Raw genomic sequence first — 16,897 nt, forward strand, 5'->3', positions numbered from 1 at the left:
AAAGACTTATGAATAGATAAGTAAGTAGTAAAAGAGGCATGTATTATGAAGATAAAAGCTGCTGTTGTTGAAAAAAAGGGCGATCCTTTCGTAATTAAAGATGATATTGAATTACATGATGTTGGCCCAACCGATGTTCAAGTACATATGGTGTCCAGCGGTATTTGCCACTCAGACGAAGCTATTCGTAAAGGGGATGCAAGCCTAGTCTATCCTGTAATCTTAGGTCACGAAGGTGTAGGTATTATTGAAAAAGTTGGTTCAGAAGTCCAAAACTTAAAACCTGGTGATCACGTTGTAATGGCCTTCTATGCAGATGGTCTTTGTGATAAGTGTTTGCAAGGTATTCCAACTCAATGTCGTAACTACGCTAAATACAATTTGTCAGGTACTCGTTTTGATGGTGATGATCAATTCCAAGAAAATGGTAAGCATATCTCAGATATGTTCAACCAATCATCATTTACTACCACTACTGTGACTAACCAACAAACAATTGCTGTCTTTGGTACTGGTGCCGTAGGGTTAGCTGCAATGATGGCAAGTAAGATTTCAGGCTGCACCCGCGTAATTGCCGTAGATATTGTTCCTTCTCGTTTGGAACTTGCTAAGGAATTAGGTGCTACTGATACAATCAATTCTAAGGATGAAGATCCAGTTAAGAAGATTCAAGAATTGACTAATGGCTATGGTGTTGACTATGCCGTTGATACTACTGGTTTGCCAGCAGTAATGAAGCCAGCTTTGGATGCCTTAGCACAAGGTGGTACACTTGTAGTTATTGCCGTAACTCCACATGACTTTACCTTCTCAACTTGGAATGACCTTTGTGTTGGTGACAAGAAGGTTATCGGTGTCAACATGGGTGATGCCATTCCTCAAATCGATGTACCTCGTTTGATCAGATTCAATAAGTTAGGCATGTTTGATTACGAAAAGACTGAAAAGTTCTTTGACTTTGAAGACATTAATGAAGCAAACCAAGCTTCAGTTTCAGGTAAAGTTATCAAGCCAGTTTTGATTATCGATAAGGATTACAAACCTAGTGAATAAAATAGTTAAAAAGAGATAAATATCCATTTAAAAGGCCCTTAATTGGGTCTTTTTTAGTACAATGATTTTATGAATATTGAAGGCTTAAAAAAGAATTTTGAAAAGAGAGCAAACGAAGATAATGCAATTCAGATGGCTAAATATTTGCGCAATCAATTTGTCTTTTATGGGTTGAAATCACCTGCGCGTAGGGATGCATATCACCAAATTTTAAAAGATGAAAAAAGCAGATCGATTGGGATTTACTTGATCAAGCGTGGAATGATAAGCATCGTGAAATGCAATATTTTGTTTGTGATTATTTGCTTGCAATGGAGAAATATGTCAGCTATGATGATTTATTTAAAATAGAGCATTACGTTCGAACTAAGCAGTGGTGGGACACAATTGACAGTTTAATGAAGCTCTATGGTTATGTAGGATTAAAGGATCAACGAGTAGATCAATTAATGCTTGATTGGTCAAAGGATCCTGACAAGTGGGTAAGACGAGTTGCGATTGAACATCAATTGCTTAGAAAAGATAGGATTAATACTGCTTTACTTAGTCAAATCCTTGAAAATAATCTTGAAAGTGACGAATTTTTCATTAATAAAGCAATTGGTTGGGCACTAAGAGATTATTCTAAAACTAATCCAGAATGGTTAAGTGACTTTATTGATGGAAATTATAATCATTTGGCCAAGTTAAGTATTACGGAAGGTAGTAAATATTTAAAAATAAACGATCTTTAGAAAAGACCGTTTGTTTTTTTGCTTTTGATATTCGTTTAAGAATGTTTGTGGTTAAGTTTACTTAAAAATAGAGAAACAATTAATACTAAGATAACTGCTCCTACAATAGATGGAATAATCGCCATTCCAGCTACTTGTGGTCCCCAGTTGCCAAGTAATAATTCGCCAAGTGATGAACCGATCAGACCAGCTAAAATATTAGCAATCCATCCCATTGATTTGCCCTTACCGGTAATAGCACCAGCAATTAAACCAATCACAGCACCAACAATTAATGCCCATAGCCAATGTAACATTTTAGCTCACCTCAGTCCTTTTCTTGTATGTCTTTTTTAACTTTAGCGGCTTTGTCCTTAAGCTTGCCTTTAGCTTGTTGGGCTTTGCCTTCGGCTTCACGAAGTTTGTCGTCAGTAATTTTACCTTCAACTTCTTTGGCCTTGCCGATAATCTTGTCTTTTAGGCCACTTTTTGCTTTAGTCATCATATAAGTCCTTTCTATACAATTAATTTAATTGACAAGTATATTATATCTTTTTTAGTGACACTGTGTCAAAGCATGGAAGATGACTTAAGAAATAGTTTATAAACCAGCACTTTTAATTGAACAATAAGTAACTAGCTATAACTGAGCCTTTTTACCAAAATAAAAAGAGTTAGATTTTACTCTAACTCTTTGTGTATTCGTGATGGACTTTTAGTCTAAATCTTTACCGTTTGATTCAATGACCTTCTTGTACCAGAAGAATGAATCCTTGCGTGAACGCTTCAAAGTACCTTCACCAGCGTCGTTCTTGTCAACGTAGATGAAGCCGTAACGCTTGTCCATTTGACCAGTACCAGCAGAAACTAAGTCGATGCATCCCCATGGAAGGTAACCCATCAAGTCAACACCATCGAGTTCAACTGCCTTTTCCATTTCAGAGATGTGGTTTCTCAAGTAGTCAATTCTGTAATCATCGTGAATTGAACCATCTGCTTCAACCTTGTCGTAAGCACCAAGACCATTTTCAACGATGAACAATGGCTTGTGGTAGCGATCTTGCAATTGGTTCAAAGCAATTCTAAGACCTTCAGGGTCAATTTCCCAACCCCAATCACTGCGCATCAAAGTAGGGTTCTTAGCAACTGCTTTAGCCAAGTCAGTTAAATCATCTGGCTTAATCTTTTCGCTTGAAACAGTAGTAGTTTGGTAGTAAGAGAAGCCTACGTAGTCAACAGTACCTTCCTTTAAGACAATTCTGTCTTCATCAGTAATGTCTGGACGATAGCCATTTCTTTCAATGTAAGCCTCAACAGCATTTGGATATTCACCAAAGACATGGACATCTGAGAACCAATCACGACGTTGTTCCCACTTGTCAGCTAATAATACATCATCGCTTGATGGAGTGAGCGGACGAACAGGTGAGTAATTGATCATGCAACCAATTTGGAAGTTAGGGTTGATCTTGTGACCAATCTTAACAGCTAATGCGGAAGCAACCAATTCATAGTGGCCGGCTTGGTACATTGCAGCTTCTTTATCATGATCAGTCATGCCGTCTTTGAAAAGAATACCAGAGTTAGTAGCCATTAAGAAGTCATTGTTAAATGCTGATTGGTTATCAATTTCGTTGAAAGTCATCCAGTACTTAACCTTGTTCTTGTAACGTTTGAAGCAAACTTCCGCAAAACGTACGAAGAAGTCAATTACCTTACGATTGGTAAAACCACCGTAGTTCTTAGCCAAGTTGAATGGCATTTCAAAGTGAGAGAGGGTAATTACAGGCTCAATACCATATTGATGACAGGTATCAAATAAATCGTCATAAAACTTCAAACCTTCTTCATTAGGTTCTTTTTCATCACCATTAGGGAAAATTCTAGTCCAAGCAATAGAAGTTCTGAAAGCCTTGAAGCCCATTTCAGCCATTAATTTAAGATCTTCCTTGTAGTGGTGATAGAAATCAATGGCGGAGTGGTTAGGATAATTCTTGCCAGGAAGCACGCCATCGGTGATTTCACGAGGTTTAGTAGCAGAACCAACAGTCATTACATCGGCAACAGATACGCCTTTGCCGCCTTCTTTCCAAGCACCTTCAAGTTGGTGAGCAGCAACAGCGCCACCCCATAAAAAGTTCTTTGGCATTTTTGCTGAATACATTGATTATTTCCTCTCTTTCTTGTATGTAACTGGAAACGTTTACAATGGCTATTCTTACATACTTATGTTTTTAAATCAAGCCAATATTAATCGCCATTGACGGTTAAAGCGCCACGATCATATCGGTTGCGCGATTCTGAAAGCTCAAATGGTCGACCATCTTCTAAAAATGCTTTTTGTTGAATACATAAGACTGGATCGTCTCGCATACAATCTAAATATTTCATGTCGTAAGCGTCTGCTTTTTCAGCGGTAATAATGCGGTCATCTTTACCAATTTTAAGGCCAAGATCATTCTGAATATATGAATAAACAGAATGATGCAATACGTCTAATGTAATACCTGGAATTCGTTTAACTGGCATAACAGTATATTCTAATTTCGCAGGTTTTCCATTTAAAATCCTTTGACGGATTATGTCATAAACCTCATCGTTCTTTTCTAGATTAAGAGCTTTTCTTTCTCCTGCACTAGGTTTTCTAATATTAAAAGCAATTACATGACTGGTTAAATGAAATGCGCTATTAATGTGTCTAGTAAAACCATTATGTTCATTAACGCCTGAATTAAGAAAAATATCAGGGATTGATTTATTGGTAATAAATGTTCCGTGGCCCTTAACTGTTTTAATTAGTTTTTTATTTTGCAATATTTTTAATGCATGAACAATCGTTACGCGACTAGTATTGTATTTTTTTGCTAAGTCAAATTGTTCAGGTAATCGTCTGTTATATTTCTTTTCGATAATGTCTTTTTCAATGTCATTAGCAATTTCTTGGTAGCGACTCAAAGAGATCTACCTCCTTTCTATTGTAAAGATAAAATCTTACATAGATATTCTAACAGTTTTCTCTTATAAAAGTGAAAGCGTTTGCTAAATATTTAAAACTTTTTTGTAAGCAATTTCATAAGTAAAGTGATATGCTTTACATGTAATACATATGTCTTTGAAAATGCTTACAAATGATGCATAATATTCTGTGATCAAATCAAAAGTATATATTTTTATCTTGATTTTAGAACTTAAAAGTATATGCTTAGAATTGAAAGCGGTTATACAGAAGCAAGAATATTTTGTCGTATGTATAATCTTTTGTTTACAAACTAATGAAAGCGTTTTATAATATTTGGTGTAAATTAAAAAAAGCTAATTAAACTATAAAACGTAATAATCAGGAGGAAATTTTATTATGGCTGAACAAACTATTATGTTAAATTGTAGTGCTGGTATGAGTACTTCACTTTTGGTAACTAAGATGCAAGCTGCTGCTAAAGAAGAGGGCATTGATGCTAAGATCTTTGCTTGCCCAGCTTCAGAAGCTGATGATAAGATTGCACAACAAGAAATTGATTGTGTTCTTCTTGGGCCTCAAGTAAGTTACATGAAGGGTGACTTCGAAAACAAGGTTAAAGGTAAAGGCAAAGACGGCAAGGATATTCCTTTAGACGTTATCAACATGCAAGACTACGGCATGATGAATGGTAAGAACGTTTTGGCACAAGCCGAAAAGTTAATTAAGGGCTAATTCAAATTAGCTGAAAAGGAGATACAGATTTTATGGCAGAAGAAAAGCAAACTCCAGAGCAAAAGGAACAAGAAACATTAATGGCTGCTATGGGCCTTATCGCTAATGGTGGTAACGCGAAGAGTTTAGCCTTTGAAGCAATTCGTCTTGCTAAAAAAGGTGATATTGAAGGTGCACGTGAAAAGCTTAAGGAAAGTGACAAGTCACTTCTTGAAGCCCACAATTCACAAACCAATATGCTTACCAAAGAAGCACAGGGTGATCATATGCATGTCACTTTGTTAGTGGTACACTCACAAGACCACTTGATGAACGCTATTACTTTTAGAGATTTAGCTGGAGAAATGGTAGATCTTTACGAAAAGCTGTATAAATCTGGCGCTCTTAAAAAAGAAGAAAAGTAATCGCTGATTAATAGCTCCTGCGAAAGCAGGGGCTATTTTTTTAGCTTAAAAATGATAGACTAAGAATAATGTAAATCAATTGTTTTAGATGGAGAGAATTATGAATAAAGAAGAAGTAGCAAGAGAAAAAACTGAAGCTGCTAAGAAGAAACATGAAGCAAGTATCAAATATTTGTACTTTAGCCGCTATTTGATGATTAGGTATGTAGTAACTATTTTTTTGTTTTCAAACTTAATGTGGTTTATTATTAGTGCTTATTATGGCAGCAGAGTAGGAATCTTTGCTGCGCTAATTATGGATATTTATTCTGCCGTAGCAAGTTTTGAACAATTATCTAAGATGCATAATCGTAAAAGAGATATACCGATTACGCGAGTTTATCTCTATGTTCAATTAGCTTTTAACATAATATTGGGGATATTATTATTTACATCACTAAAAAAAGAGATTTTTCCGTTTATAATTAATCAAGATACTATGTACTTTATGCTGGGATTTTTATTAATCGGAATATTTCTTTGTCTTTTATGCGAATATAGAATCCATCAAATAATCAAAAATCAGGATCGTTATTACAAAGTAATTGAGACTTTTAAGCAACATCAACAATGATTATCGGAGAAAACTTATGGTAAAACATAAGTTCTTTTATATTTTTTAAGGATCCCTAAATCCCGGTATATTGGGAAAAGTTTAGACTTTTTAAACCAAAAGTATAACATATGTCAAATAAAAACGTTTACATGAAAAACCGCTTTCGCTATAATGAAGTTGTTCAGATTTAATGAATTGTTTCAGAAATATTGGGGGAAAGAAATATGGCTGATTCAAACTCTGCTTCTTTCAAAGACAAGATGGCTGCCAAAGCTGGTAAGTTTGCATCATCTCGTTTTGTTAGAGCTATTATGGACGCTGGTTATAGCGTTATTTCGTTTTCAATTATCGGGGCATTCTTCTTAATTTTGACTGTATTGCCTCAAGCATTTCCAATTCCTGGATTTGCTGCATTTTATGCAAATACGTTGGGTCGTTTTACCAACTTGTTCCAAGTTGTTTATAACTCAACTATGGGTATCCTAGCTTTAGTATTTGCTGGTACCTTCGCATATTCATATACTAATATTTACCGTCAAGAAGAAAAGTTGGACTTGGTTCCAATGAATGGTTTGTTAATGTTCTTGATGGCCTTCTTCATTACTGTACCAGAACTTATTTGGAAGAATGGATCAATTCAATTTATTACCATTCTTACCAAGGCTAAGATGGTTGCTGGCGGTTATGAAGCATCAACTGGTGGTATTACTAGAATTGCCTCAGTTGGTATTTTCACTGGTTTGGTAATTGCATGGTTAACAGTTCAAATCTATCGTTACACTGTTAAGCATAACTGGAGAATCAAGATGCCTGCATCAGTTCCAGCTGGTGTTGCTAACTCATTCAGTGCTTTGATTCCAGGTTTCTGTATTGCAGTTGTAGTTGCTGTTATTGAGTTGATTTTGGTAACTTTAGGAACTGATATTTTCAAGGTTCTTTACATTCCATTCTCATTTATTAGCAACATTGCTGATACTTGGTGGGGCTTCCTTATCATTATCTTCTTGATCCACTTCTTATGGTGGTTCGGTATTCATGGTGCCACAATTATGAGTTCATTCTATACTCCAATTGTTTTGGCTAACATGGCTGCTAACGTAAAGGGCGCAACTCACTTCTTTGCAGGTGATCCAATGAACGCCTTCGTAATCATCGGTGGTTCAGGTGCTACTTTGGGTATGGCCATTTGGTTAGCCTTTGGTTCACGTTCAGCTCAATTAAAGGAAATTGGTAAGGTTGAATTAGTTCCAGCTATCTTCAATATTAACGAACCTATTCTTTTCGGTTTGCCAATTGTTTATAACATTAACTTGTTAGTTCCATTTATTTGTGCTCCACTTGCATCAGGTCTTGTCGGTTACATTGCTGTAACTACACACCTTGTTCCTAAGATTATTGTTCAACAACCATGGCCAACACCTGTTGGCTTGAGTGGTTATATTGCTACTGTCAGTTGGCAAGGTGCAGTTCTTTCAATCGTCTGTGCAATCATTGCTTTCTTGGTTTGGTTCCCATTCATCAAGCACTACGACAATGTATTGCTTAAACAAGAAAAAGCAGACGCTGCTAAAAACTAATAAGATTAAAAATAAAACTTTATTGACTTTAAACGATAAAAGACGTTGTCTTATCAGGCAACGTTTTTTTGATTAACAAAAAAGACCGTAATTCAAACGTAAGCGTAAAAAACTGAAGTATCTTTCTTAGCTTCCATTTTTCGGCTATTCTTAGCTCATAAACTTAAGGAGGCAAAGAACATGCTTGAAAAACAACAGCCTATTGTGGCTCTAGATCATCCACAAAAGCCTAAAAAGACACGTCCACCACGCAATAACTTGATGCTCAGCTTAAAAAAGAATAATCTTGAACTCAATCTATATAGTTCCCTTGATCCTGATATGTGGTCGAACTGACATGAGGCGCGGAATCGATGGCCTGGCTGCCATAGTTAAAGATAAATTTGATTTAGATCCCTTTGCTGGTCAGGTATTTATCTTCTGTGGCGGCAGTCGTGATCGCTTTAAAGCTTTATATTGGGATGGTCAAGGTTATTGGCTCTTATATAAGAGATTCGAAAATGGCAAGATGAGCTGGTCAAACAATCAGGATGAAGTTAGGGCTTTATCACCAGAACAAGTAGACTGGCTAATGAAAGGCTTCTGTATTGAGCCAAGAATAAAAACAACGAACGCACGCAATTTCTATTGATTTTGCGTGCGTTTCTGGCATGCTTTAAATTATCTAAAAAAGAGCGGAAGATCCTAATGAGGAAGACTGAAACCAAAGATGAAATCATTCAAGGCTTAATGACCACAATTAATAACTTAAATGAAGAGATCTCCCCTTTTGCGTGAACAAATAGCCTATTTAACACAAAAGCTTTACGGCAAATCATCAGAACAAACTCCTTTATCAGGACAAATCAAACGTCTGGATCATGTCCAGCATGCTTATAAGTGTAAGCACTGCAGCTTAAGCAATGAAAGTGACAAGATTGTCAAGGCTCCGGTACCTAAAGCACCGCTGGCTCACAGTTACGGCTCAGCTTCAATCATTGCTCACACTTTCTATCAAAAGTATGAATTGAAAGTACCAGCCTATCGTCAAGAGAACGACTGAGAAAAGCTGCTAGAGCAAAAGTTCTTGCATGCAGATGAAACCACTTATCGCGTCTTGGAAAGTGAGACAGTAAAAACTTTTTATTGGACTTTTTTATCTGATAAGCAGGCGAAAAAACAATTACTCTATATCATCATGATCCACATCGCAGTGGTCAATTGGCCCAAGCTACCTTAGTTGGCTGCTGGGCTCATGTCAGAAGAAAATTTTTCGAAGCCGTTCCGCCTGAAGCCTCAAACAAGTCAATATCTAATCAAGAGTGTCTACAGCTACGTCAGAAGAAACTAGCCCCACAGTTCTTTGACTGGTGTCGTAAACATAAAGCAATGACTCACTCTGCCTAATTCCAAGTTTGGAAAAGCCTTTGCTTACTCTTTGAATCATGAAACAACATTTAAGCATGTTTTATTAGATGGCCGACTGGTTTTATCCAACAATTTAGCTGAACGGGCAATCAAGACGCTAGTAATTGGGCGCAAGAACTGGTTATTCTCTCAGAGTTTTAACGGAGCCAAATCTTCTATCATTCTTAGTTTGATTGAAACTGCAAAACGCAATGATTTAGATCCAGAAAAATATCTAAAATATTTGCTCTATAAATTACCCAATGAATCAACTCTGACAGACAAAGCAAGTGCAGGCAAGCTGCAGATAAATTTTGAATATAATTAACCCCATCTTAGCACAAGCCAAGGTGGGGTTTTAAGATACTTCAGTTTTTTACGCTTACATTCAAACGAACTACGGCATTTTTCATGCTGAGAGGGTGATTCTAAGCCACCATATTGGCGTAAACGTTATCACCCATACGATTTAATTCTTTCTTAGCTCCCATTTTTAGCTGCCAATTATAAAACATAGTCTGCAGTTTGCCATGCTTTTCACGATCAAAGCTGAGCATATCCTCGCTAAAGGTAATTAGTACGCCGTCATCATTATCTTCAGTTATATACTTAATCTGAAGCTCAAGGCGAGGAGTTATGAAGTGAGCTGCATAAACTTTGCCTCGCTCGTATTGTGTAATTTCGACTTTGGTATCATCCATTTCGTACTTAGTACCCTTAGTTAAAGTTACAGGCATGTTATTGCCACGAGCTTTTTTAATTGCAGGAATAAGTTGACTTTCTAGATAGTCAAAGAAATCTTTTGCTTTAAAACTAAATTGCTTGGAAGTAGTTATCAATTGTTTCTCTTCTCTCTATTTCTATATTACTTATATCTTATTATATTTATTTAAAAAATAGAGTCTAGCTTTTTTACAAGTTAGGCTCTATTTTCAGGATTAAATTAGTCTAAATCTTCGCCGTTGGAAGAAATAACTTTTTTGTACCAGTAGAATGAATCCTTAGGGTAACGCTTAAGTGATCCATTGCCGCGATCATCACGATCAACATAAACAAAACCATAGCGTTTTTTCATTTCACCAGTGCCGTTAGATACTAGGTCAATTGCTGACCAAGTAGTGTAGCCCATTAGATCGACGCCATCAATTGTAACGGCATCCCTCATAGATTTAATTTGACTACGCAAGTAATTGATGCGGTAATCATCGTGGACTTTGCCATCTTTTTCTAAAATATCGGCAGATCCTAAACCATTTTCGACTACCCATAAAGGCTTGTGGTAACGATCCCAAAGGTCATTAAGAGCAATTCTTAAGACATCTGGATCAGTTGCCCAACCCCAAGCATTACTTTCAAGGTAAGGGTTCTTAACGCCACCTGCGCTAACATTACCAGATGCTTTAGCTTCAGTTTCATGAGTAGTTAAAACATTTGAAGTGTAGCAGGAGAAGCTTAAGAAGTCAGCAGGGTACTTAGCGATTAATTCATAATCTTCTGGTGTATCGTCAAGCTTAATACCGTCACGTTCATATTTCTTCAAACGATATTCTGGATAGTGTCCACCGGTTTGAACGTCACTGTAAAAGAGCATGTCTTGTTTTGCTTCCATTACTTTAAGTTGATCTTTAGGATCACAAGTGTATGGATAGTAAGCAGAGTAGGCTAACATTTGTCCCACACGATTGTTTGGATCAATTTCGTGAGCTAATTTAACTACTTTAGCACTAGCTACAAATTGATTGTGAGCGCCTTGAGCCCGATTTTGTTCACTACCATCAATTAAGCCACCGCCCATATATGGAGCCATATCCATCGCATTAATTTCGTTAAAGGTAAGCCAGTAACGAACCTTTCCCTTGTAGTGGTTCATCACGATATCAGAATAATGAACAAAAGCATCGATTAAGCGACGATCTTTCCATCCGCCAAAGCGGGTAATTAAAGAAAGGGGAGTTTCATAGTGAGATAAAGTAACTAAAGGCTGAATGCCATATTTGGCGCATTCATCAAAGACTTTATCGTAAAATGCTAAACCTTCTTCGTTAGGCTTTTCATCATCGCCGTTTGGCAAGATTCTGGACCAGTTCATTGAAAGACGGAAAACATCAAAGCCCATGTCTGCCATATATTTAATATCTTCCTTGTAATGGTGATAGAAGTCAGTTCCTTGGTGACTTGGATAATAGTAACCATCAAGCAGAGTAGGAACTGCACCTTCAGGCAGTTTGAAGTCTTTGCCCCAAACTAGGGGAGTAGCACCTGTTTCACCATTAGGCTTCTTCCAAGTTACTTTACGTGGTTCAGTAGCTGAACCATTAGTTAAAACATCAACGGCGTTTAAACCCTTACCGCCTTCGTCATAACCACCTTCATATTGATTGGCAGCGGTAGCGCCGCCCCAAGTAAATTTTTTTGTGAATGCCATATATTTACCTCTAGAAACGATTATTATCTAATAGTACGTAATCACGTGTATCATAACGGTTCTTGCTGATAGAATATTCGATAGGTTGACCATTAGTAAGCCAAATGATCTGTTCTAATTCGAGAATAGGGTCATCTTCTTTTGCATTTAAATATTTTTGGTCATATTCATCTGCTTTTACTGCTCGAATCTTACGATATGCGTGTCCAAATTTTAAATTAAGATTCTTATGAATGTAGTCATAAATTGATTTATGCAAAATGTTTTCATCAAGATCAGGAACTAATTTAACCGGCATGTAAGTATGCTCAAGGGTAAGTGGTTTATCATTATAAAGTCTTAAACGAACAATATTATAAATCGGTTCTGTTTTTTTGATTTCAAGATTTTTTTGCATTTGTTCGCCAGGAAATTCTACGGAGAAATGAATAATTTGACTCTTAATAGCATCTTTACCCATTTGGTTTCTTAAACCAATGAATGCGTTAGCTGGAGCATCAACTTTTTCCTTAATTGGAATTTCTCCAGTAACGAAGGTGCCAAGTCCGGATTGTTTATAAACCAGACCCTGTCGTTCAAGACCATCAAATGCTTTTTTGACAGTTAAGCGACTGACATTAAATTCTTGAGCAAATGTCTCTTGATCGGGAAGAGGCTCTCGCTTATTGTAGATGCCTTGTTTAATTCTTTTTCTTAATTCATTTGCTACTTCTAGGTATTTTGCCTTTGCCATGTTTTTCCATTCTATTTCTATATTAGATTTATATTCTTATTGTATAGCAAAGTCTATACTTTAGTAAAAAAGAGACATTATTTTACTATTTTTATAGCCTAACAACGTCTCTTTTTATGAATTATTTCAAATCTTTAATACCTTGATCAATTGCATCATCACAGTCAATAGGGAGTCGTAAAACCATTTGACCATCGATTTCAATTCCTTTAGGGATTTGGATAACACCAGGGAAGTGATATCCATGATGAGCTTTGGTTTCATCATCTAAGTATACAGATACTTGGCCATCGGCTTTGACGCCAATTTTATAATGATGACCGTCACGATCAAATTCATTTACAATTTTTTCTTCATCATTCAATTTTAAATACCTCTTTTATTATTTAGTCTCGTTTGCTTGTTCACGTTTAAGTAAGATATTGTCATACTTCTTAGCAAATGGCCAATAGATCAAGGTAGAAATTACTAGAGTACATGCTTGCCAAATGGCCATCTTCCAACCTCCGATTAGGAATCCGGAAATAATAGCTGGCGTAGTCCAAGGTGCAGCCATACCATTTAATGGTGGAACAATACCAAATCTGATTACGCAGTAAGTAGAGATAGCTACGACAATTGGAGTTAAGAAGAATGGAATTGCAAGGAATGGGTTCATAACGATAGGCATACCGAAGAGGAATGGTTCGTTAATGTTGAAGATACCAGGTACTAATTCCAATTTACCTAATGATTTCATTTGTGCTGATTTAGCAGCAATTAAGATGAAGATAACTAAACCGATAGTAATACCAGAACCAGTTAAGTTAATAAAGTTGTTGTAGAATTCGTTAGTAACAACGTGAGCACCGTTGGCAATAGTTAATTTGCCGGCTCTGTATAATTGAGCGTTGTCAAATGAGTTTGCTTGAAGAAGTGAACCAGCAATGGAACCAACAATCAAACCACCGTGAACACCGAAGAACCAGAAGAATGGTACTAAGAAAGCGATAACAACTGCACCACCAAATGAATCTGACACACCTTGTAATGGTGATTGAATGGTTTTGTATACCCATTGTAAGAAGTCAGTGTGTGCAAAGTTATTAAATGCACCGAAGATAAGCATAGTAACAATTAAGATTACACCAGCTGGAATCATAGCAGTAAATTGGTTAGATACTGCAGGTGGAACTTGCTTAGGAAGCTTAATAGTCCAACCAGCTTTCATCATTGCTGAGTAAGCCCAACCAACAATCAAACCTACGATAATGGCAGCGATCATACCGTCACCACCAAGCCAATTGATGTTGATAACACCAGTTACAGGAGCTTCCAAGAATGTTTGTAAAGCATGAGGTAACTTATCAATATTTGCAGCAACTACCTTGCCGCTCATTTGACCGTTATTGATACCGGAAGTTAAAGCAGCTTTTAATGGGCTGTCGATTGATAAAGTTTGAAGCATTAAGAAGGAAGCACATGCAGTAAGCCCACCAGCTAATGGTTCATAACCTTCATTTTTGACATAAATATAAGCAATACCAATTGAGCCCCAAAGTGCCATAACGTTAAAAGTTGTGGTGTAAGCTTGAGTGAAAATTGCCCCCCAACCAGAAGCATTAATTGCATTAGCCACTGCTGGAATAGGGATGTTGGATAAAATTAAGAAAATAGAACCAACAATAATGAATGGCAAAGTATAAATCATACCATTCTGTAAAGCGACAATAGCTTTAGTATTAACAAATTTCATAATAGGTGGCAGAATTTTGCTGTTCACAAAATTACTGAACCCAGATTGTTTTTGATCAGCCATTATAATTCATCTCCATTATCTTTAAGTACCTTTTGGAACCAATAGAATGATTTCTTAGGCACACGTTTTAAATCTTTTAAATCGTGGTTTGATCTGTTGACGTAAACAGCACCGTAGCGTTTTTCCATATCAGCATGAGAACTTGGAATATCAATCAATCCCCAGCCGAGATAACCAAGCACCTTGGCGCCGTCATCAAAAATAGCATCTTTCATTGCTTTGATATGGTCGCGGTGATAAGCAATACGCTCATCATCTTCAATCATATGCTCACCGTCCCAAGTTTCCTTGAGGCCGATACCATTTTCAATAGGGAAAATAGGAATACGGTAGTAGTTGTACATTGTAGTAATTGCATTCCTAAATCCTAGTGGATCAATTGCCCAGCCCCAATCGTTTGTCTTAACATATTTGGACTCAACTCCGCCCTTGTTAAGGTAATGGTTAGGAGCTTCACCATCAGGAATTTTATCGCTAGATAAAACCCAGGATGAATAGTAAGAAAATGCTAGGAAATCAGCTTTAGCTTTCTTCATAATTTCTTTATCTTCATCTGTAATGTCCATTTGAATGCCATGATTTTTGACATATTGCATTACTTCTGGTGAATAGCCGCAGCCGGTGTCAGCATCGTAAATATTAAAGTTTAAAAACTCTTGTACTTGCTTTGCTGCCCAAACGTCTTCAGGTTTACTCGTTGCTGGATAAATTTGTTGGTAAGCAAGCATTCCACCAATTTTTACGTCTGAGTGATTTTCGTGGATGTAATTTGCTAATTGAATATGACACATCATCGTATGGTGGAAGATAGTGTACATATCATCCAAACTTTTATCTCCAGATTCGTAACCTGAAATATTAAAAACTTCATCTTGGAAATATAGATTATGCTCGTTGAAGACAATCCAATATTTCACTCGATCACTGAAATGATCGATCATTTTTTTGCCAAAACGGACAAAGGCGTCAACTACGTGCCGTGACATAAAACCGTTGTACTTTTTGGCTAAATTAAGCGGCATATCAAAGTGGTAAAGACAGATCATTGGTTGAATGCCACGTTTAAGCATTGCATTAACTAATCGATCATAGAAGTCAATACCTTTTTGATTGAAGTCGCCGTCTCCATCAGGACAAACACGAGACCATGAAATTTGAATACGATACATGTTCATGTTCATGTCCTTCAGTAAGTCGAGGTCTTCGTCATATCTATGATATTCATCAATTGCTACATGCCAGTCACTAGTATTGTCAGTAGCAGGTCGGACATCATAGACTGAAAGACCCTTGCCATCTTCATTCCATGCACCTTCAGTTTGCATACTGGAAACTGAGTTGCCCCAAAGGAATGTGGATGGCAATTTGCGCTTTTCAGTCATCTAGATTCTCTCTCCCCTCTGTAAGTGCTTTCAATTTTTACACAAATAAGTATAGCATAATGCATGCAAAAATAAACAGCTTTTTATATAAAAATATATACTTTTTATAAATACAAAACAAAAAGCCCATCACAGCGGGCTTTTAATGGAATTAAATAATTATCAAAATTTAATGTGCTTGTTCAAAATCTGCAACTGCGCCACGTAAGTTTGCATCACTCTTCAAACTACAAAGCACAATTTCAGGTTTAATACTTGCTGGATTGACTTGTTTGCGAATATAGTCAATTTCGCGATTCAATAACGGAATTAATTCTGGATTATTAGAAATGCCACCACCAATTACAATTTTCTCAGGGTCAAAACTTTGCTGAACGTTGTAAATTGCTAAGGCTAGGGAATGAATTAAGGTTTGACGCTCATCGCTGGCTACTGGATCATCTTCGTCTGCTAAAGCGAAGACTGTTTTACCATCAAGTTTTTTACCAGTTCTTTCGTTATAGCGGTTAGCCATTGCCACTGGGGATGCCAGATCACTAACAGATTTTGTACCAATGCCCATATAGCCGAATTCACCACCAAATAGGTGAGCACCATGCCAGACTTTTTGATTAATAATGATGGCACCACCAATACCTGTACCAATAACAAAGAAAGCCATGCTGTCACTGCCTTTGCCAGCACCTTCTGCTAATTCGCCTAACGCAGCGGAGTTGGCATCATTTTCTATAGAAACAGGTAATTCAAAACGCTTTTTTAATTCGTCAACGATTTTAAAGTTATGGATGTATGGAAGGGCGCTAGTGCCGCCAATAATACCTGTCTTTTGATTTACAGCGCCTGGTGCAGAAATTGCAACACCTTTAATATTAGTATTTTCTTTTATTTTATTTACTTCATCAGTTAATACAGTATAAAAAGTGTCTAGATCTTTGGGAGTATCTACTGCGTGTTTATTTTGCAATTTGTTGTCTTTCCAAGTTGCTATTTTAATTGTTGTACCACCTATATCAATTACGGCTAAATTCATGATAAAAATCTCCTTAATAAAAATATATACTTTTAAATCAATCATAATTATTTTTGAAAGCGTTGTCAATAAATTCTCTGATGCTAATATAAGATTATAGAGCTAATATT

The 16,897-nt window shown here is 36.6% G+C and carries 19 protein-coding genes and 2 pseudogenes; 10 read left to right on the forward strand and 11 right to left on the reverse strand.

The window, feature by feature from the left end; translation table 11 throughout:
- The first annotated feature begins 45 nt into the window (after positions 1 to 45).
- Together BN1206_RS03935 and BN1206_RS03940 are read left to right on the forward strand one after the other, a co-directional pair.
- Complete coding sequence (locus BN1206_RS03935) at positions 46 to 1,053, forward strand: zinc-binding dehydrogenase (RefSeq protein WP_022087737.1); 1,008 nt, start codon at positions 46 to 48, stop codon at positions 1,051 to 1,053.
- A gap of 69 nt (positions 1,054 to 1,122) precedes the next feature.
- Positions 1,123 to 1,787 (forward strand): annotated as a pseudogene (locus BN1206_RS03940) (DNA alkylation repair protein).
- Positions 1,788 to 1,822: 35 nt separating this feature from the next.
- Here the strand turns inward: BN1206_RS03940 and BN1206_RS03945 are convergent.
- The 4 genes from BN1206_RS03945 to BN1206_RS03955 form a co-directional block, all read right to left on the reverse strand.
- Positions 1,823 to 2,083 (reverse strand): GlsB/YeaQ/YmgE family stress response membrane protein, encoded by a 261-nt coding sequence (locus BN1206_RS03945; protein WP_013641772.1) that lies wholly within the window; start codon positions 2,081 to 2,083, stop codon positions 1,823 to 1,825.
- 11 nt (positions 2,084 to 2,094) lie between these two features.
- A complete protein-coding gene (locus BN1206_RS09430; RefSeq protein WP_013641773.1) occupies positions 2,095 to 2,268 on the reverse strand; it encodes a CsbD family protein in 174 nt (57 codons plus the stop codon).
- Between the two features lie 213 nt (positions 2,269 to 2,481).
- Positions 2,482 to 3,930, reverse strand: coding sequence for a 6-phospho-beta-glucosidase (locus tag BN1206_RS03950; protein ID WP_022087740.1), 1,449 nt, complete (start codon positions 3,928 to 3,930; stop codon positions 2,482 to 2,484).
- 86 nt (positions 3,931 to 4,016) lie between these two features.
- Complete coding sequence (locus BN1206_RS03955; RefSeq protein ID WP_014565760.1) at positions 4,017 to 4,721, reverse strand: GntR family transcriptional regulator; 705 nt, start codon at positions 4,719 to 4,721, stop codon at positions 4,017 to 4,019.
- A gap of 400 nt (positions 4,722 to 5,121) precedes the next feature.
- Between BN1206_RS03955 and BN1206_RS03960 the strand changes: the two genes are divergently transcribed.
- The 8 genes and pseudogenes from BN1206_RS03960 to BN1206_RS09435 form a co-directional block, all read left to right on the forward strand.
- Entirely contained in the window at positions 5,122 to 5,457 is a 336-nt protein-coding gene (locus tag BN1206_RS03960) for a PTS sugar transporter subunit IIB (protein ID WP_014565761.1), read from the forward strand.
- Positions 5,458 to 5,489: 32 nt separating this feature from the next.
- The gene (locus BN1206_RS03965) at positions 5,490 to 5,861 is read left to right on the forward strand and encodes a PTS lactose/cellobiose transporter subunit IIA (RefSeq protein ID WP_013437695.1); all 372 of its coding nucleotides are present in this window, start codon (positions 5,490 to 5,492) and stop codon (positions 5,859 to 5,861) included.
- A 100-nt stretch (positions 5,862 to 5,961) separates the two neighbouring features.
- Positions 5,962 to 6,474 (forward strand): hypothetical protein, encoded by a 513-nt coding sequence (locus BN1206_RS03970; protein ID WP_013437696.1) that lies wholly within the window; start codon positions 5,962 to 5,964, stop codon positions 6,472 to 6,474.
- A gap of 206 nt (positions 6,475 to 6,680) precedes the next feature.
- The gene (gene celB / locus BN1206_RS03975; RefSeq protein ID WP_014565762.1) at positions 6,681 to 8,033 is read left to right on the forward strand and encodes a PTS cellobiose transporter subunit IIC; all 1,353 of its coding nucleotides are present in this window, start codon (positions 6,681 to 6,683) and stop codon (positions 8,031 to 8,033) included.
- 180 nt (positions 8,034 to 8,213) lie between these two features.
- On the forward strand, positions 8,214 to 8,369 hold the full coding sequence (locus tag BN1206_RS09850) for a hypothetical protein (protein ID WP_197072910.1): 156 nt from the start codon (positions 8,214 to 8,216) through the stop codon (positions 8,367 to 8,369).
- Position 8,370: 1 nt separating this feature from the next.
- Complete coding sequence (tnpB, locus tag BN1206_RS03980) at positions 8,371 to 8,664, forward strand: IS66 family insertion sequence element accessory protein TnpB (RefSeq protein WP_156172730.1); 294 nt, start codon at positions 8,371 to 8,373, stop codon at positions 8,662 to 8,664.
- 138 nt (positions 8,665 to 8,802) lie between these two features.
- Entirely contained in the window at positions 8,803 to 9,075 is a 273-nt protein-coding gene (locus tag BN1206_RS10315) for a hypothetical protein (protein ID WP_369792930.1), read from the forward strand.
- Between the two features lie 3 nt (positions 9,076 to 9,078).
- A pseudogene (locus tag BN1206_RS09435) lies at positions 9,079 to 9,747 on the forward strand (transposase); the annotation flags it as partial.
- Between the two features lie 100 nt (positions 9,748 to 9,847).
- Here BN1206_RS09435 and BN1206_RS03995 read toward each other — a convergent pair.
- The 7 genes from BN1206_RS03995 to BN1206_RS04025 form a co-directional block, all read right to left on the reverse strand.
- Positions 9,848 to 10,258 carry a DUF3284 domain-containing protein gene (locus BN1206_RS03995; RefSeq protein ID WP_022087202.1) on the reverse strand — a complete coding sequence of 137 codons (411 nt, stop codon included), beginning with the start codon at positions 10,256 to 10,258 and terminating at the stop codon, positions 9,848 to 9,850.
- Between the two features lie 104 nt (positions 10,259 to 10,362).
- The gene (locus tag BN1206_RS04000; protein WP_013437700.1) at positions 10,363 to 11,844 is read right to left on the reverse strand and encodes a family 1 glycosylhydrolase; all 1,482 of its coding nucleotides are present in this window, start codon (positions 11,842 to 11,844) and stop codon (positions 10,363 to 10,365) included.
- Between the two features lie 10 nt (positions 11,845 to 11,854).
- Positions 11,855 to 12,577, reverse strand: a complete 723-nt coding sequence (locus tag BN1206_RS04005) for a GntR family transcriptional regulator (RefSeq protein WP_013437701.1) — start codon at positions 12,575 to 12,577, stop codon at positions 11,855 to 11,857.
- A 121-nt stretch (positions 12,578 to 12,698) separates the two neighbouring features.
- Complete coding sequence (locus tag BN1206_RS04010; protein WP_022087201.1) at positions 12,699 to 12,941, reverse strand: hypothetical protein; 243 nt, start codon at positions 12,939 to 12,941, stop codon at positions 12,699 to 12,701.
- Positions 12,942 to 12,959: 18 nt separating this feature from the next.
- Positions 12,960 to 14,375, reverse strand: coding sequence for a PTS sugar transporter subunit IIC (locus BN1206_RS04015; protein WP_052542939.1), 1,416 nt, complete (start codon positions 14,373 to 14,375; stop codon positions 12,960 to 12,962).
- A complete protein-coding gene (locus tag BN1206_RS04020; protein WP_013437704.1) occupies positions 14,375 to 15,757 on the reverse strand; it encodes a glycoside hydrolase family 1 protein in 1,383 nt (460 codons plus the stop codon). Before BN1206_RS04020 ends, BN1206_RS04015 begins: the two co-directional genes overlap by 1 nt.
- A 169-nt stretch (positions 15,758 to 15,926) precedes the next feature.
- Positions 15,927 to 16,787, reverse strand: coding sequence for an ROK family protein (locus BN1206_RS04025; protein ID WP_022087198.1), 861 nt, complete (start codon positions 16,785 to 16,787; stop codon positions 15,927 to 15,929).
- Between the last annotated feature and the right edge of the window lie 110 nt (positions 16,788 to 16,897).

This window comes from Lactobacillus sp. OTU4228, from assembly GCF_001006945.1.
Lineage (GTDB): Bacteria > Bacillota > Bacilli > Lactobacillales > Lactobacillaceae > Lactobacillus > Lactobacillus amylovorus.

Excerpts from the sequence above, each read along its gene's own strand:
- BN1206_RS03970 (WP_013437696.1), top strand. The coding sequence starts at position 5,962 with ATGAATAAAGAAGAAGTAGCAAGAGAAAAAACTGAAGCTGCTAAGAAG.
- BN1206_RS04020 (WP_013437704.1), bottom strand. The coding sequence starts at position 15,757 with ATGACTGAAAAGCGCAAATTGCCATCCACATTCCTTTGGGGCAACTCA.
- BN1206_RS04015 (WP_052542939.1), bottom strand. The coding sequence starts at position 14,375 with ATGGCTGATCAAAAACAATCTGGGTTCAGTAATTTTGTGAACAGCAAA.
- BN1206_RS03945 (WP_013641772.1), bottom strand. The coding sequence starts at position 2,083 with ATGTTACATTGGCTATGGGCATTAATTGTTGGTGCTGTGATTGGTTTA.
- BN1206_RS09430 (WP_013641773.1), bottom strand. The coding sequence starts at position 2,268 with ATGACTAAAGCAAAAAGTGGCCTAAAAGACAAGATTATCGGCAAGGCC.
- celB (WP_014565762.1), top strand. The coding sequence starts at position 6,681 with ATGGCTGATTCAAACTCTGCTTCTTTCAAAGACAAGATGGCTGCCAAA.
- BN1206_RS04025 (WP_022087198.1), bottom strand. The coding sequence starts at position 16,787 with ATGAATTTAGCCGTAATTGATATAGGTGGTACAACAATTAAAATAGCA.
- BN1206_RS03960 (WP_014565761.1), top strand. The coding sequence starts at position 5,122 with ATGGCTGAACAAACTATTATGTTAAATTGTAGTGCTGGTATGAGTACT.
- BN1206_RS03935 (WP_022087737.1), top strand. The coding sequence starts at position 46 with ATGAAGATAAAAGCTGCTGTTGTTGAAAAAAAGGGCGATCCTTTCGTA.
- BN1206_RS09850 (WP_197072910.1), top strand. The coding sequence starts at position 8,214 with ATGCTTGAAAAACAACAGCCTATTGTGGCTCTAGATCATCCACAAAAG.
- BN1206_RS03965 (WP_013437695.1), top strand. The coding sequence starts at position 5,490 with ATGGCAGAAGAAAAGCAAACTCCAGAGCAAAAGGAACAAGAAACATTA.
- BN1206_RS03950 (WP_022087740.1), bottom strand. The coding sequence starts at position 3,930 with ATGTATTCAGCAAAAATGCCAAAGAACTTTTTATGGGGTGGCGCTGTT.
- BN1206_RS04005 (WP_013437701.1), bottom strand. The coding sequence starts at position 12,577 with ATGGCAAAGGCAAAATACCTAGAAGTAGCAAATGAATTAAGAAAAAGA.
- BN1206_RS04000 (WP_013437700.1), bottom strand. The coding sequence starts at position 11,844 with ATGGCATTCACAAAAAAATTTACTTGGGGCGGCGCTACCGCTGCCAAT.
- tnpB (WP_156172730.1), top strand. The coding sequence starts at position 8,371 with ATGAGGCGCGGAATCGATGGCCTGGCTGCCATAGTTAAAGATAAATTT.